The sequence below is a fragment of the Bradyrhizobium sp. CW1 genome, assembly GCF_023100665.1.
Classification (GTDB): Bacteria; Pseudomonadota; Alphaproteobacteria; order Rhizobiales; family Xanthobacteraceae; genus Bradyrhizobium; species Bradyrhizobium canariense_D.
In genome coordinates this window covers 249,679-264,196 of record NZ_CP064684.1, presented here as the reverse complement: position 1 = coordinate 264,196, position 14,518 = coordinate 249,679, and the positions used below count along the sequence as shown (strand labels likewise).

Annotated in this window: 12 protein-coding genes; 7 read left to right on the top strand and 5 right to left on the bottom strand. The window is 64.5% G+C overall.

Annotated features, from left to right (window positions below; translation table 11 throughout):
* Positions 1-15: 15 nt before the first annotated feature.
* Positions 16-192: a hypothetical protein gene (locus tag IVB54_RS01260; protein ID WP_157642977.1), complete on the bottom strand. Its 177-nt coding sequence runs from the start codon at positions 190-192 to the stop codon at positions 16-18.
* A gap of 138 nt (positions 193-330) precedes the next feature.
* Here IVB54_RS01260 and IVB54_RS41405 point away from each other — a divergent pair, with 138 nt between their 5' ends.
* From IVB54_RS41405 to IVB54_RS01250, 3 genes are all read left to right on the top strand, one after another.
* Complete coding sequence (locus tag IVB54_RS41405) at positions 331-462, top strand: hypothetical protein (RefSeq protein WP_256465316.1); 132 nt, start codon at positions 331-333, stop codon at positions 460-462.
* A gap of 120 nt (positions 463-582) precedes the next feature.
* Positions 583-1,707, top strand: a complete 1,125-nt coding sequence (locus IVB54_RS01255) for a beta-propeller fold lactonase family protein (RefSeq protein WP_026233209.1) — start codon at positions 583-585, stop codon at positions 1,705-1,707.
* 282 nt (positions 1,708-1,989) lie between these two features.
* Positions 1,990-2,877, top strand: coding sequence for an HlyD family efflux transporter periplasmic adaptor subunit (locus IVB54_RS01250; RefSeq protein ID WP_026233210.1), 888 nt, complete (start codon positions 1,990-1,992; stop codon positions 2,875-2,877).
* Between the two features lie 165 nt (positions 2,878-3,042).
* Here the strand turns inward: IVB54_RS01250 and IVB54_RS01245 are convergent, their stop codons facing one another.
* Positions 3,043-3,891 carry a caspase family protein gene (locus IVB54_RS01245; protein WP_018456617.1) on the bottom strand — a complete coding sequence of 283 codons (849 nt, stop codon included), beginning with the start codon at positions 3,889-3,891 and terminating at the stop codon, positions 3,043-3,045.
* 424 nt (positions 3,892-4,315) lie between these two features.
* On the opposite strand from IVB54_RS01245, the gene IVB54_RS01240 reads away from it, so the two are divergent.
* The 3 genes from IVB54_RS01240 (at position 4,316) to IVB54_RS01230 (ending at position 8,293) form a co-directional block, all read left to right on the top strand.
* Positions 4,316-6,043, top strand: a complete 1,728-nt coding sequence (locus IVB54_RS01240) for a hypothetical protein (RefSeq protein WP_247298153.1) — start codon at positions 4,316-4,318, stop codon at positions 6,041-6,043.
* A 214-nt stretch (positions 6,044-6,257) separates the two neighbouring features.
* The gene (locus tag IVB54_RS01235) at positions 6,258-6,998 is read left to right on the top strand and encodes a thermonuclease family protein (RefSeq protein WP_026233211.1); all 741 of its coding nucleotides are present in this window, start codon (positions 6,258-6,260) and stop codon (positions 6,996-6,998) included.
* Positions 6,999-7,105: 107 nt separating this feature from the next.
* On the top strand, positions 7,106-8,293 hold the full coding sequence (locus IVB54_RS01230; protein ID WP_018456620.1) for an aminotransferase class V-fold PLP-dependent enzyme: 1,188 nt from the start codon (positions 7,106-7,108) through the stop codon (positions 8,291-8,293).
* A 160-nt stretch (positions 8,294-8,453) separates the two neighbouring features.
* Here IVB54_RS01230 and IVB54_RS01225 read toward each other — a convergent pair whose 3' ends face one another.
* Positions 8,454-9,560, bottom strand: a complete 1,107-nt coding sequence (locus IVB54_RS01225; protein ID WP_018456621.1) for a hypothetical protein — start codon at positions 9,558-9,560, stop codon at positions 8,454-8,456.
* A complete protein-coding gene (locus IVB54_RS01220) occupies positions 9,560-10,996 on the bottom strand; it encodes an MBOAT family O-acyltransferase (RefSeq protein WP_247777030.1) in 1,437 nt (478 codons plus the stop codon). The genes IVB54_RS01225 and IVB54_RS01220 overlap by 1 nt, the downstream gene beginning before the upstream one ends.
* 148 nt (positions 10,997-11,144) lie before the next feature.
* Between IVB54_RS01220 and IVB54_RS01215 the strand changes: the two genes are divergently transcribed.
* Positions 11,145-13,244 (top strand): S9 family peptidase, encoded by a 2,100-nt coding sequence (locus IVB54_RS01215; protein WP_026233212.1) that lies wholly within the window; start codon positions 11,145-11,147, stop codon positions 13,242-13,244.
* Positions 13,245-13,354: 110 nt separating this feature from the next.
* On the opposite strand, the gene IVB54_RS01210 is transcribed toward IVB54_RS01215, so the two are convergent.
* Positions 13,355-14,446: an SMP-30/gluconolactonase/LRE family protein gene (locus tag IVB54_RS01210; RefSeq protein WP_018456624.1), complete on the bottom strand. Its 1,092-nt coding sequence runs from the start codon at positions 14,444-14,446 to the stop codon at positions 13,355-13,357.
* Between the last annotated feature and the right edge of the window lie 72 nt (positions 14,447-14,518).

Sequence of the window (14,518 nt, the reverse complement as noted above, 5' to 3'; positions counted from 1 at the left end):
AGCGCGGGCGAGATGCTATTTTGGTTTGGTCGGCGCGGAGTTGGGATCGGTTTGGCCGGTGTGGCGCTTTGCCACGACGTCCTCATCGCGCTCGCCCTGACGCGGGCGCGGCGGCGACTTGGGCTGGCCGGCCTGACCGCCATGCTTGCCGCCCATGTCGGGCTTACCTTCGAGATCGTTTTCACGGGGCATGCCGGTTCAATGCGCTCGCGCGGCATTGGTTCGGTTCGCCTGTGAACGAGTTCATAGGATCGCCGCGATTTGCAGTGCACGATCGCCAGGCCCGCTCCCCGGGAGCATTCTCTTCATATGACTGACGGATTCGGCCTGATGCGGAAACGACTCGTCGCCTGGACGATCCTGACCTGCGCGCTGCTCGCGGTCACCGTGTGGACCGTGCTCGGGCCGCCCCACACCCGGCCCGGGCTCCATCTGCCCTCGCGCACAGCGGCCATACGGTAGACCTCCACCGATACCATTTCGGCATCGATCGATCCCCATTGGAGTTTGGCGCGGCGGGGCGGCTGCCGCTATCCTCGCCGGCAAAACGACAAATGCCGCACCGGCATCCAGGAGGACCCCATGTTGAGATCGACCCGACGCATCAGATCCGGCGTACCCCGCGCCGCGATCGCCACCACGCTTGCTTTCCTCACTCTCATTTCTGGAGTCCGCGCCGGCATGGCCGAGACGTTCGCCTATGTCGGCAATGCCGACAGTAACGACATCAGCGTGTTCAAGATGGCCGAGAGCGGCGAGATGACGCCCGTGCAGACGGCCGGCTTCACCGGCGTCGAAAAGCCCGGCTCCTCGACGCCGCTCGCGATCACGCCCGACCATCGCGTGCTGATCGCCGGTGTCCGCTCGCAGCCGTTTCTCGCGGTGAGCTTTGCGATCGATCCGAAGACCGGCCAGCTCAGCCATATCGGCAACGGCCCGCTCGCCGACAGCATGGCCTACATCGCCATCGACCGCGGCGGCAAATTCCTGTTCAGCGCCTCCTATGGCGGCAACAAGGTCGCGCTGAATCCGCTGCTCGCCAACGGCGTCGCAGGCGAACCGAAGCAGGTGATCCCGACCGGGCTGAACGCGCACGCCTTCCTGCCCTCGCCCGACAACCGCTTCGCGTTCGCGACCAATCTCGGCTCCGACCAGATCCTGGCCTTCACGTTCGATGCCACGACCGGCACGCTCACGCCGAGCGATCCGCCGGCCCACAAGGTGCCGGAGAAATCGGGACCCCGGCATTTCGTGTTCCACCCCAACGGCAAGTTCGTCTATCTCCTGCACGAGCTAAACGGCGACGTCGCGGCGTTCGCCTATGAGGCCAAGGGCGGCGCATGGGACGAGATCCAGCGCACCAGCGCGCTGCCCGAAGGATTTACCGGAAAGCCCTGGGCAGCCGACATCCAAATCACCCCCGACGGCCGTTTCCTCTACGCCTCCGAGCGCACCACCAGCACGCTCACCGCCTACAAGGTCGATGCAACCACCGGCAAGCTGACCACCATCGGCAGCGTGCCGACCGAGAAGCAGCCACGCGGCTTCCATATCGATCCCGGCGGGCGCTACCTTGCCGCCGTGGGCGAGCTCTCCGACAGCATGACGGTCTATGCCATCGACCAGAGCAGCGGGGTGCTGACCAAGCTGAAATCCTACGCCACCGGCAAGAAGCCGAACTGGGTGGAGTTTTTGAGCCTGCCGTGAGCGGGCGCTGGTACCTCCTCGTCGTCATGGCCGGGCTTGTCCCGGCCATCCACGCCTAGCTACGCGGCACAAAGAACGTGGATGCCCGGACAAGCCCGGGCATGACGCGTTTGTTGGGCGGCCGACGAACCTCTTTGCTTGTGCGGCGACTAATTCAACGGGCGGCATCGCGCCGCCCGTGCTGCTGCGGCATTCTGATCCGGCCGGCCCTGACGTGCCCTTGGCTCGCAGCGATCGCTTCTGCTAACGATGAGGCCGTCAAGGCCCCAACCGGAATGACCCATGCGATCATTGCCTGCGCGTTCTGTTTCCAGACATCTCGTTGCGCTCGCCGGACTGCTGTTGCTGTCGGCCCAGCCCGCTGCCGCCGCCGATGACGACGCGCCCAAGGGGCCGGCGGTCACGGTGCTGAAGGTCGCAAAATCCTGTTTCTCCGACATCGTCGAGGGCACCGGCACCATCATCGCGCGCGAGGCAAGCTCGGTGCGGCCGGAGCGGCCCGGCCTGAAGGTGACAGAGGTGCTGGCGGAAGCCGGCGACACCACCACCGCAGGCCAGGTGCTGGCGCGGCTGGCACTGCCCGAGGGCGGCACGCTTCAGGTCACCGCCCCCGTGGCAGGCGTGATCGCGACGTCGACCGCGCAGATCGGCAACCTCGCCTCCGCCAAGGGCGAGGCGCTGTTCACGATCGTGGCGCGCAGCGAGTACGATCTCGTCGCCCTCGTCGCGACCAGCGATATGCGCAAGCTCGCGGTCAACCAGGTGGCGACCGTGCGCATCGCCGGCGCCGGCGATATCGACGGCAAGGTGCGCCGCATCGGCCCGACGGTCGAGCCGAACATCCAGCAGGGCATGGTCTATATCGGCATCTCCTCGCAGAAGCGGCTGTTGCTGAATGCGAGCGGGCGCGCACTGATCAAGTCGGGCCAGAGCTGCAACGTCGCGGTGCCGCTGACCTCGGTGCAGTATTCCTCCGCCGGCACCGTCGTGCAGGTGATCCGCCGCAACCGCGTCGAGACCAAGCGCGTCGAGGTCGGACTGATGTCGGGCGGCAATATCGAGATTCGCGACGGCCTCAACGAGGGCGATATCGTCGTCGCCCGCGCCGGCGCGCTGCTGCGCGAAGGAGATCCGGTGCGCACGGTGATGGCCACGGAAGCGGCGAAGTAGGATTGCTCGTGTCCCGGACGCGCTGCAGCGTGTGACGCTGCCGCGCAGAGCCGGACCCATCTCTCGTCCAAGCGATAAGCTTAAAAACTAGGCCCCGGCTCTGCGTCGCATCATTGCATGATGCGCCGCGTCCGGGGCACGAGACTTCGCAGAACCTAAGAAAAACTAGCCGCCGGCTTCGCCGAAATGGACGTCCTCGAGCAGCGAGGAGGAGACGGTCGGGACCTGGTCGCCTTCGCTGGCGCGGGAGATGGCAAGGCGGGTCTTGTTGAAGACGCTCTCGGCGCTGCCCTGCGTATTGAGGTTGTTGAGGAACTCGCTGACCAGCACGCTGTGCTCGCCCTTGCCGTCGTCGACGACCTTGCCCGGCGAAGCCGAGGAGAGGATCAGCGCATTGTCCGTCGCGCTGATCGGCGCGAGGCCGTGGCTGTAGGAGCGGAAGCGGCGCTCATAGGGATTGCGGCGGGAGGCGTCGACCACGACGAGCTTGGCCTTGGCGCCCTGCTCCTTCATCATGTCGAGCACGCCCTCGATGGAGACGCCGTGACGGCGGACGTCGCTTTCCTTCCAGATCACGGCATCGACCGGCAGCATGTAGCTCTCGCGGCCGGCCTGCACGCCGTAGCCGCCGAAGAACAGCATGACGACGGTGTCGGGCTTGATCCGGGACTTCAGGCGATTGACGGCGCGGACCATGTCGTCCTTGGTCGCGTCTTCCACCATGTCGACGTCAAAACCGTTCTTGCGCAGCGACGAGGACAGCGCGCGGGCGTCGTTGATCGACTGCGTCAGCGGCGCGCTGGCGTCGGGGTAATGTCCATTGCCGATGACGAGGGCGAGACGCGAGGCTTGGCCGATCGAGCCGGTGACCTGGTCGGTCGAGACGGCCTTGGCGGCATCGAGCGCCCGCATGTTGAGGGCAGCATGGGCGCCGATCACGAGCGAGACCGTGCCGATGAGGGCTGCGGCCACCGCGATCGTGCGTCGGGAAATGTCGAGCTGCGTTACATTCATCTCGCGTCATTCCTGTCAGTGCCAAAGACCAGCCAAACACGCGCACACTGTTTGAGTAGCGCGATAGCGTCTTTGGGTTTGAGGGATTGGCCGGGGGTGTGCCCCCGAATTGCGCGCAATTTGCGGCGCCGCACCAAACAAAGCCTTAACCGGATATCGCCTCCCCCGCAATAGATCGCCGAAAATTTGAGCTAAGTCTCTGGAAACATGAGCTAATTTTTACTGCCCAATGTGTGATTTTTTTGCGTCCCCGTAGCCTTCCGGAGCCTGATTATGCAGGCTTCGTGCCGGCTTTTTCTGTGACCCTCATCACATTTGTATTTCCTGCGAATCCGGGTAGCTTTTCAACGACTTGCAGGGGGTGGCGCGCGGCTGGGAGCGCGCCGGCCGGCCCCCCGGCCAATTCCCGCGACCAGGTTATTTCATGAGCTTTCAATATTTTGCCGGCGCCGCCTGCCGGGCGCTGACGGCGCGGAAGGACGGCCCCTCGCTTTACGACGTCTGCGATCCCGTACTGTCTGTTGCGGCCAGCGGCGATCCGCATCTGCCTAAGTTCTACAAGACCGCGCTCGGCAATCCCGCATTGCGGGTGCTGCTCCGCCGGGCCGGGCTGCCCGAGCTGCGCGACGAAGGCAAACTGGCCCGGCTGCGCCAGGCCCTAGTGCGCGCCCGCGACGAGGCCGAGCCCAATTGGGCGGCGGTCGGCCAGCCCGTCGCCGATCTCGTCGACAGCATCGCGCTGGATCATCCCAAGCCGCCGCCGGCCATGTTCACCGGCGCCATGCCGCAACAATCGCAGATCGACGGCGTGATCCGCGACTGCGCGCAGCATCTGCTGGGCTCGTACCGCAAAAATGGCTTTCTGCCGACCTACGCCGCGTTCAACCTGATCGGCGATCCCGATTTCCGCGGCCGAGAGCTGACCATGGCGCTCACGGGTCTCAACGCGCGCGGCTACAAGAACTCCTCGCTGCTGTTCAACCTCGCCCGTGTCTTCATCGCGCGATCTCCGGCGCGCGCAGTCGTCAATCCGCCCTGGCGAGGGGTTGCCGAACCGATGTGGGAGCCGGTGCAGATCCGCCACCGCTCGGCCTATTACGACGCGTTCTTCATCGAGGCGCTGTTGAGCTACGTTGAGACCGGTCTCGCCTCGCTCTCCGACAAGATGGCGGCGGAGCGCGCGGTTGCCGATATGGTCGATTTCTGCGTCAACATCAGCCGCGAAGAGGTCGAGGGCATCGACGGGGCGCGGTTCAACGTCATCACCGCGCTCGCGCCGGCACCGCATCCGCGCTTCTCACGCTACTTCGCCCAGATCAAGCAGGACCTCGGCTTCGGCGTCTACGTGCCGGATTGCGACACCACGGCGTGCTCGATCTCCGCGGCGACGCAGGCCGGCTGCACCGATCCGATCCTCGACCAGCCGCTGCTGGATTTCTATGCCGGCTATCAGGTGCGCGCCGGCGTCAACGAGCCGCGCGTGACCGTGCCGATCAACGACAATATCGATTACGAGGGCGGGGTTGCGACCTGGATCGACAATCTCAAGGGCGAGCGGCCCTATGGCAATGATCTCGATCCGACGCTCAATCTCGACATTCTCGAGGTCAGCTTTCGCAACCTCGCGCGCTGGAAAGTATTGGAGACGCCGGCGCGGCTCGCCACCGTGCATCGCATCCTCGGCTTCCAGAAGCGGCTGGCGGCGAGCGGCGCCTTCGCCAATCCGCGCTCGCATATCTACTATTTGCCTGAGCTTTACAGCGCCTATTTCGGTCGCTGCTATGCTGCCTTCCTGGCGCTGCCGCTGGCGGCGCAGGCGATCATCGATCCCGACGGCGATTTCGATTTCATCCGCCACCGCGTGCTCTCCTACGTCAAGGGCGAGTTGATGGCCGCCGAAATGAACGTGTTCGACGCAGCGCTCGCCCTGATCGCGCTCGGCCATCTCGGCGCCGACCCGCGCGCCTTTGCGCCGGCGCTGAACGTGATCGTCGCGAGCGTCGGCGAAGGCGGCCGCCGCGGCCCGTTCCGCGCCTATGAGTGGAACAAGATGAAGACGCCGACGCGGATCCTGGTGGGCGGTCCGGAGGTCACGTCGGCGTTCGTGCTGATGGCGCTGGCGGTGGCCGAGCGGGCGATGGCGCGGGGATGAGGTCGCGCAGGGTGGGTTAGCGAAGCGTAACCCACCACTTCTGCCGCCGTGGAGACGAAAGAGGTGGGTTACGCCTTCGGCTAACCCACCCCTACTAAACTTCGCCCGATGACAGGAAGTTGAAAGCCCAATTGCCAGGCATATGCTGGCCGAGCGGACAAAAGCCGACCACAATTGCGAGGTCTATCGCAGTTTTCATCACACGCGGGCCGGCATGTTGCGAAAACCCCTGATTGCGCTGTCATTGCTTGGCTTCTCCTTGTCCGGCTTGCCATCGCCGGCGCGGGCCGCCGACATCACCGGCACAGCGAAGGTCCGCGCCGGCGACGCGGTGGTGATCGGCAACACGCGGATCAGGCTCGGCGGCATCGACGCCCCCGCGGTCGACCAGCTCTGCCTCAACAACAAGGGCGAGCGCTGGACCTGCGGCATCGCGGCCCGCGACGAGCTCGCCAAATACGCCGACGGCAAGACCTGGGTCTGCCATGCGCGGTCGATCGACCGGCGCGGCCGCACCGTGGCGCGCTGCGACGTCGGCGGCGAGGATATCCAGAAATGGCTGGTGCGCGCAGGCTGGGCGCTGGCCTACACCCGCGTCTCGCGCGACTACGAAGCCGATGATGCCGCCGCGCGGGAGGCAAAAGCCGGCATGTGGCAAGGCGCCTTCATCGCGCCTTGGGACTGGCGCGAGCGCAACAAGAAGACCACCATCCTCGGCGCCACCAAGCCGCCCGATGGCGCACATGCGATCCTGCTCGCTTCGGCTTCGGGCCCGGTCGCGCCCTCGCCGGACTGCACCATCAAGGGCAACGTCAACAGCGCCGGCGAGTGCATCTATCACCGGCCGACCAGCCGCTGGTATGCGCAGATCAAGATGAAGATCAGCAAGGGCACGCGCTGGTTCTGCTCGGTGGAGGAAGCCGAGGATGCGGGCTGCCGCGAGACTAAGAGATAACCCACGTCAGACCTGCGTTTTCCGGCCTTTTCTTGCACCGCGGCGCCGCGTAAAAGTGTGAATCAGCGACCCACCATCCTATTCTCAGGCAACAAGGACCAACAGCAATGACCGTTCGCGCGGGCCGGGAATTTCTGGCCATCCCCGGGCCCACCAATATGCCCGACGAGGTGCTGCGGGCGATGCATCGTCCGGCGATCGACATCTACTCCAAACAGATGACCGATCTGACCGAGAGCCTGCTCAGTGACATCTCGAAACTGTTTGCCACCAAGGGCAAGTCCTACATCTACATCGCCAACGGTCACGGCGCCTGGGAAGCAGCATTGAGCAACGTGCTGTCGCGCGGCGACAAGGTGCTGGTGCTCGAAAGCGGACGGTTCGCGATCGGCTGGGGCCATGCCGCGGCGCTGATGGGTGCCGAGGTCGAGGTGCTCAAGGGCGACTGGCGCCGCGCGGTGCGGCCGCACGAGGTCGAGGAGCGCCTGCGCCGCGACAAGGAGCACACCATCAAGGCCGTCGTCGTCGTCCAGGTCGACACCGCCTCAGGCGTGCAGAACGACATCGAGGCGATCGGCAAGGCGATCAAGGCCAGCGGCCATCCGGCGCTGTACATGGTCGACACTGTGGCCTCGCTCGGCTGCATGCCGTTCGAGATGGACAAATGGGGCATCGACGTCGCGATGTCGGGCTCGCAAAAGGGCCTGATGACGCCGCCCGGCCTCGGCTTCGTCGCGGCCAACGCGCGCGCGCGCGAGGTGCAGAAGACCGCCAACATGAGCACGCCCTATTGGAGCTGGAGCGAGCGCGAGGGCAGCGAGCACTATCGCAAATATGCCGGCACCGCGCCGGTGCATCTGCTGTTCGCGCTGCGCCAGGCCATTGACCTGCTGCACGAGGAAGGACTGGAGAACGCCTTCCGACGTCACAGCCTGCTCGGCGAGGCCGCACGCCGCGCGGTCGGCGCGTGGTCGGAAGGCCAGGTGCTCGGCTTCAACGTCGCCGAAGCCAGCGAACGCTCCAACACCGTGACCACGGTGACCATGAGCAACGGCCACGATCCGGCAATCCTGCAACGCTATTGCAAGGAGAAGTGCGGCGTCGTGCTCGGCACCGGCATCGGCGATCTCTCGGGACAAGCCTTCCGCATCGCCCATATGGGCCACGTCAACGCCCCGATGCTGCTCGGCACGTTGGGCGTGATCGAGATCGGGCTGAACGCGCTGAAGATCCCGCACGGCAAAGGCGGGCTCGAAGCGGCGGTTGCCTATCTCGGCGAAGAGGTGGCGGTGTAAGCCTCTTTTTTCCTTCTCCCCTTGTGGGAGAAGGTGGCGCGAAGCGCCGGATGAGGGGTTGTCTCCGCAATCGCAACTGCCGGACTCGCGGATAGATACCCCTCACCCGTCTCGCCGCTAACGCGGCGAGCCACCCTCTCCCACAAGGGGAGAGGGGAAGTCAGCGCGGGAACCGATACGCCGCGACCTGCGCCTTCAACGCGTCCAGCGAGGCAAGTGGCGCCGTCGGATCGACCCGATACTCCCCACGCGCCAGCCACGACAGCACCTTCGCATCGATCACCGGCGAATGGTGGATGACGTCGCCGTAATTGTCGAGGTCGTGCGTCACGTCCTTGATCGCCCGGAAATCGTACAGATGCACATTGGGAAGCTGCGTCAGGCGCTGCGCAATGACGGCCGTGAGGTCCGTGACGATTTTCAGCGTCGCAGGCGAAGCGTCGCGCATCGCGACGAATTGCAGGATCGAATAGGGCGGGAAGTAGATGTCGAAGGTCACGTCCGGATGGCGCGCGATCAGGCCGACGGCGTCACGCTCGAAATGCCGGACCATCGCGTCGTAACGATAGCCTTCGCCGAGAAAACGGCTGCGCACGGGATCGGTGATATAGGCGAAAGCCGCGAGCGTCCTTTTCGCATTATAGGCGCGCGCGACGTCGATATCGCGCGGCAACGCATAAATGTCGTCGACGTCTTCAAGCGCAAACTTGACGGGCAGAAAAGGCGCCGCCCGGGTCAGCGGCTCCCGCAGCGGCGGAACCGACCGCAGCAATGCGAACAGGGATTCCTTCGCCATCGCCGCACTGAACAGATAGGACGCGATCCCCTTTGCCGTCCCGCGATAGAGATCGGCAGCGAGATAAGGATCGGTCTCGATGTCGGCAGCATCGACAAAGATAAAGTCGTCCATCGCCCAGATCACGCGCTTCGCGCCGCGGTCGATGGCCTGCTCGAGCACAAAGCCCTGCTGACACGAATTGGAGCCGGTCATCGCCAGCTTGAGCGAGTGCACGCCGAGGGCATGGTCGATGTCGCTCTGGCGGAAATGGATCGCGAGCGAGGTACCCATGAACGCGGTATCGAACGACTGGCTGCGGATCAGCCCGGCATTCTGCACGCGCGTGTCATCGGAATAGAACGGCGCGACGAGACGCGAAGGCCGAAACAGTTGCAGGGGATCGATGACATAGGTGAGCGCAGCCGCGCCCAGCACGCACGCGATGCTCGCGAGGAGAAGACGCCCTGGATTTGTGAACGCGCCGCGCATCAGAACCGGAAATAGATGAATTCGCTGTGGCTCTGGATACCCAAAATCCCGAACGCAAGCACCAGCGACGCACCATAGAGGACCAGCGGCCGCATCCGTCCGGACATCAGGCCGTCGCCGACCCTGCGATTGGCGTGGTCGTACCCCATGAGTCCTTGCGTGTTCGGCGCCAGCCACACCAGCGCGGCATAGATCGTGACCATCACCGACGCCGCAATCTCCTCGCGGCCGAACACGATGTTGGAGGGATCGGCCATCGCATTCACAATCCGCATTGCCCAATCGACCCGTTCGGCACGGAAGAAGACCCAGGCGACAACGACGGCGAGGAATGTCAGCACGGCTCCGGCGACACGCGTCGGGTGCGCGAGCCACTTCGGAACATTCGGCACCAGCGCGTTGAAAGCGTGATTGATACAGAGATAGGCGCCATGCAGGGCGCCCCAAATGACAAAAGTCCAGGCCGCGCCATGCCAGAGCCCGCCGAGCAGCATCGTGAGCAGCAAGTTGATGTAGCGCAGCACGCGCCCGCGCCTGTTGCCCCCGAGCGGGATGTAGAGATAGTCGCGCAGGAAGTGCGACAGCGTCATGTGCCAGCGGCGCCAGAACTCGACGATGCTGGTGGCCTTGTAGGGCGAGTTGAAATTGACCGGCAGGAAGATGCCGAACATCAGCGATATCCCGATCGCCATGTCGGAATAGCCGGAAAAGTCGAAATAGAGCTGGAACGTGTAGGCGAGTGCACCGAGCCAGGCCTGATGAAAACTCGGCGCGCGCGCATCGAAGGCGAGCGCGACCAGCGGCTGGATGCCGTCGGCAAGGCAGGTCTTCTTGAACAGGCCGATTGCGAAGATGATGAGGCCGCACAGGATCAGATGCGCATGCGGATGCTTGGTTTCCTCCCGCTCGAATTGCGGGATCATGTCCTTGTGGTGAAGGATTGGCCCCGCGATCAGATGCGGAAAGTAGGTCACGAACAGCGCATAGTGTGGCAGCGCGTAGGCCGCGACCTGCCCGCGCCAGGCGTCAACCAGGAACGCGATCTGGGTGAACGTGTAGAAGGAGATGCCGACCGGCAGCAGGATGTGGACCGCAAAGTGCGTGCCGGCCAGCGCGTTGACGTTCTCGGTGACGAAGCCGGCATATTTGAAGATGCCAAGTACGAGAAGATCGCCGGCGACGCCGAGGGCCAGTGCCACCTTTCGTTGCGACGAAGTAAGCTTGGCCACGATGAGGAGGTGGCCTATGCCGTAGTTGAAGGCGATCGATAGCAGCAACAGGGCCACGAACTGCCAGTTGCCAATGGCATAGAAGGTGAGCGAGGCCGCCGCCAGCCAGATCACCGGGGCCAGATTGCTGCGCCGCCCGAGCCAGAAATAGCCAGCCAGCGCGGCCGGCAGGAACAGCAGGATGAACGGGTAGGAATTGAACAACATCAGGCTGGACCGGCGGCAGGACTAAAGACCCGGCCCCTAAAGCATACAAGCGGCCCGTCAACAACCCGGCGACGACGCCCGCAGCGACGCTGGCAATTCACGGAAGCGGGACGATATAAGGTGAAACACGCATCTGAATGAGGATCGAGTGACACAAGCCAAAACACCTTCCCTGCCCCCCCTCGCGCCGCGCCGGCCGCATTCCTTCACGCGACACGGGATCACCGTGACGGATGAATATGCCTGGTTGAAGGACGAGAAATGGCAGGAGGTGCTGCGCGACCCCGCGGTGCTCGATCCCGACATCCGCAAATATCTCGACGCAGAAAATGGCTACACCGAGAGCCTGCTCGGCCATACCGCGGCGCTCCAGAAAACGCTGGTGCGCGAGATGCGGGGGCGGATCAAGGAGGACGATTCCAGCGTGCCGTCGCCGGATGGTCCTTTCGCCTATTTCCGCAAATTCCGCGAGGGCGGTCAGCACGAGCTGTTCGGCCGTATGCCGCGCGACGGCGGCGAGGGCCACATCGTGCTCGACGGCGATGCGCTCGCCAAGGACCATGAATACTTCAAGTTCGGCGGCAGCCGGCACTCGAACGACCACAGGCTGCAGGCCTGGAGCGCCGACACCAAGGGCTCGGAGTATTTCTCCATCCGCGTGCGCGACTGGGCGACCGGCAAGGACCTCGACGACGTCGTCGAGGAGACCGACGGCGGCGTGGTCTGGAGCAAGGATGCGACGTCGTTCTTCTACGTGAAGCTCGACGACAACCACCGCCCGATGCAGGTGTGGCGGCATAAGCTCGGCACTGGGCAAGCCGACGACACGCTGGTCTACGAGGAGCAGGATTCCGGCTGGTTCACCCATCTGCAAGAGAGCACCAGTGGCCGCTTCTGCGTGATCGCGGGCGGCGACCACGAGACCTCCGAGCAGCGGCTGATCGACCTCGCCCACCCCGACGCACCGCCGCGCCTGGTCGCGGCACGCAAGGAAGGCGTGCAATATTCGCTGGCCGACCGTGGCGACGAACTCTTCATCCTAACCAACGCCGACCATGCCATCGACTTCAAGATCGTCACCGCGCCGCTCGCCTCACCCGAGCGCAAGAACTGGCGCGATCTGATCCCGTATCGCCCGGGCATCTACATCATCGACCTCGATCTCTATGCCGGCCACATGGTGCGGCTGGAGCGCGCCAACGCGCTGCCGTCCATCGTGATCCGCGACCTCGCCTCGAACGAGGAGCACGCGATCGCGTTCGACGAAGCGGCCTATTCGCTGGATACGATGGGCTCCTACGAATTCGAGACGACCAATTTGCGCTTCGCCTATTCGTCGATGACGACGCCGTCGGAAGTCTACGATTACGACATGGTCAAGCGCACGCGCACCCTTCGCAAGCGGCAGGAGATCCCGTCCGGCCACAATGCGAGCGACTACGTCACCACCCGCATCATGGCGAAAGCGCATGACGGCGCCGAGGTGCCGGTCTCGATCCTCCATCGCCGCGGACTCACGCTCGACGGCGCGGCGCCGCTGCTGCTCTACGGCTACGGCTCCTACGGCATGGCGATGCCGGCTTCGTTCAGCGCCAACCGCCTGTCGCTGGTCGACCGTGGCTTCGTCTATGCCATCGCCCATATCCGCGGCGGCGCCGACAAGGGCTGGGGCTGGTACCTCGACGGCAAGCGCGAGAAGAAGACCAATTCGTTCGACGATTTTGCCGCCAGCGCACGCGCGCTGATCGATGCGAAGTACACCAGTGCAAAGCGCATTGTCGGCCACGGCGGTTCGGCCGGCGGCATGCTGATGGGCGCGGTGGCGAACCGCGCCGGCGAATTGTTCGCCGGCGTCGTCGCCGAAGTGCCGTTCGTCGACGTGCTCAACACGATGCTCGACGACACGCTGCCGCTGACGCCGCCGGAATGGCCGGAATGGGGCAACCCGATCGAGAGCGAGAAGGATTTCCGCACCATCCTGTCCTATTCGCCCTACGACAATGTCGCGGCGAAAGACTATCCCGCGATCCTGGCGATGGGCGGGTTGACCGATCCGCGCGTCACCTATTGGGAGCCCGCCAAATGGATCGCGCGCCTGCGCGCGACCATGAGCGGCGGCGGCCCGGTCCTGCTCCGCACCAACATGGGCGCCGGCCACGGCGGCGCATCGGGACGCTTCAACCGGCTCGATGAAGTCGCGATCGTCTATGCGTTCGCGCTGTGGGCGGCGGGGATGGCGGAGGCGTGACTTCGTAGCCCGGATGGAGCGCAGCGAAATCCGGGATTAGTGCAGACGACGTCACAGCCCCGGATTGCGCTGCGCTCCATCCGGGCTACGGCCTCGAGAGAGGCGAAGCCTCACACGGCCCCATGCGCCTCCACATACAGCGCATACACCGAGTGGCTGCTTGCCATATACAGGCGATTGTTCTTCGGCCCGCCGAAGCAGAGATTGGCGCAGCGTTCGGGCAGCTTGATGAAGGCGAGCGGCTTGCCCTCTGCGTTGAACACCATCACGCCGTCGAGATCCTCCGACTTGGCCTTGAGCTGATAAACCTTGCGGCCGGCGATGTCGGTCGGCTCGGATTGCAGCGCACCGTTGGAGCCCCAGCCGCACCAGAGATTGCCGTCGCGGTCGACGCGAAAACCGTCGAGCGAGGCCTGGTCAGCCGCGTCGATCAGCTTGGTCTTGCCGCTGAGCGAACCGTCGTCACCGACACTATAGCTCCAGATGCTGCGGTTGGGCGTACCTTTCCACTCGACCACGTAGAGCTTCTTCTCGTCAGGCGAAAAGGCGAGGCCGTTCGGATTGACGAGGTCGGTCAGCATAGCGCTGAGCTTGCCGTCCTTAGCGATGCGGTAGACGTTGGTGGTGGCTTGCTCGGCCTTTTCCTTCTTGCCCTCCCACTCGCCGTTGATGCCGAACAGCGGGTCGGTGAACCAGATGCTGTCGTCGGACTTCACCACGATGTCGTTCGGCGCGTTCAGCCGCTTGCCCTCGAACTTCTCGGCCAGCACGGTGATCTTGCCGTCCTTCTCGGTGCGGGTGATGCGGCGGGTCACCGAGTGCTCGCAGCTGACGAGGCGACCCTGGCGGTCGCGCGCGTTGCCGTTGGCGTAGTTCGCGTTGGCGCGGAACACGCTGGTCTGCCCGGTCTTCTCGTCGAACTTCATGATCCGGTTGTTGGGAATGTCCGAGAACAGCAGATAGCCGCCTTCGGGAAAATAGGCGGGGCCTTCCGCCCAGCGCATGCCGGTTGCGACCTGCTCGAGCGTCGAGGAATAGAGCCGGTACTTTCCAAAACTGGGATCGAGGATTTGAACGGCGGGATCGGGGTAGCGCTGGTTCGGCGCGAACGGAAACGACTGGGCACCGGCGGCGTGGGCGAGGAGCGCGGAGGTGGCCGCAGCGCCGGCGCCGGCCAAGAGGTTGCGTCGCGTGAAATTCATGGAGTCCTCCCTGGGTGATTTAAGGCCGGCGCTTGCTGCGGCCGGCCTGTTTCTTGATATGCTTGGTGTCGG

What these genes read in the sequence shown, in the direction of transcription:
- IVB54_RS01235 (WP_026233211.1), top strand. Translation starts at nt 6,258, where the DNA reads ATGTTGCGAAAACCCCTGATTGCGCTGTCATTGCTTGGCTTCTCCTTG.
- IVB54_RS01210 (WP_018456624.1), bottom strand. Translation starts at nt 14,446, where the DNA reads ATGAATTTCACGCGACGCAACCTCTTGGCCGGCGCCGGCGCTGCGGCC.
- IVB54_RS01260 (WP_157642977.1), bottom strand. Translation starts at nt 192, where the DNA reads ATGCCCCGTGAAAACGATCTCGAAGGTAAGCCCGACATGGGCGGCAAG.
- IVB54_RS41405 (WP_256465316.1), top strand. Translation starts at nt 331, where the DNA reads ATGCGGAAACGACTCGTCGCCTGGACGATCCTGACCTGCGCGCTGCTC.
- IVB54_RS01245 (WP_018456617.1), bottom strand. Translation starts at nt 3,891, where the DNA reads ATGAATGTAACGCAGCTCGACATTTCCCGACGCACGATCGCGGTGGCC.
- IVB54_RS01220 (WP_247777030.1), bottom strand. Translation starts at nt 10,996, where the DNA reads ATGTTGTTCAATTCCTACCCGTTCATCCTGCTGTTCCTGCCGGCCGCG.
- IVB54_RS01250 (WP_026233210.1), top strand. Translation starts at nt 1,990, where the DNA reads ATGCGATCATTGCCTGCGCGTTCTGTTTCCAGACATCTCGTTGCGCTC.
- IVB54_RS01255 (WP_026233209.1), top strand. Translation starts at nt 583, where the DNA reads ATGTTGAGATCGACCCGACGCATCAGATCCGGCGTACCCCGCGCCGCG.
- IVB54_RS01230 (WP_018456620.1), top strand. Translation starts at nt 7,106, where the DNA reads ATGACCGTTCGCGCGGGCCGGGAATTTCTGGCCATCCCCGGGCCCACC.
- IVB54_RS01225 (WP_018456621.1), bottom strand. Translation starts at nt 9,560, where the DNA reads ATGCGCGGCGCGTTCACAAATCCAGGGCGTCTTCTCCTCGCGAGCATC.
- IVB54_RS01240 (WP_247298153.1), top strand. Translation starts at nt 4,316, where the DNA reads ATGAGCTTTCAATATTTTGCCGGCGCCGCCTGCCGGGCGCTGACGGCG.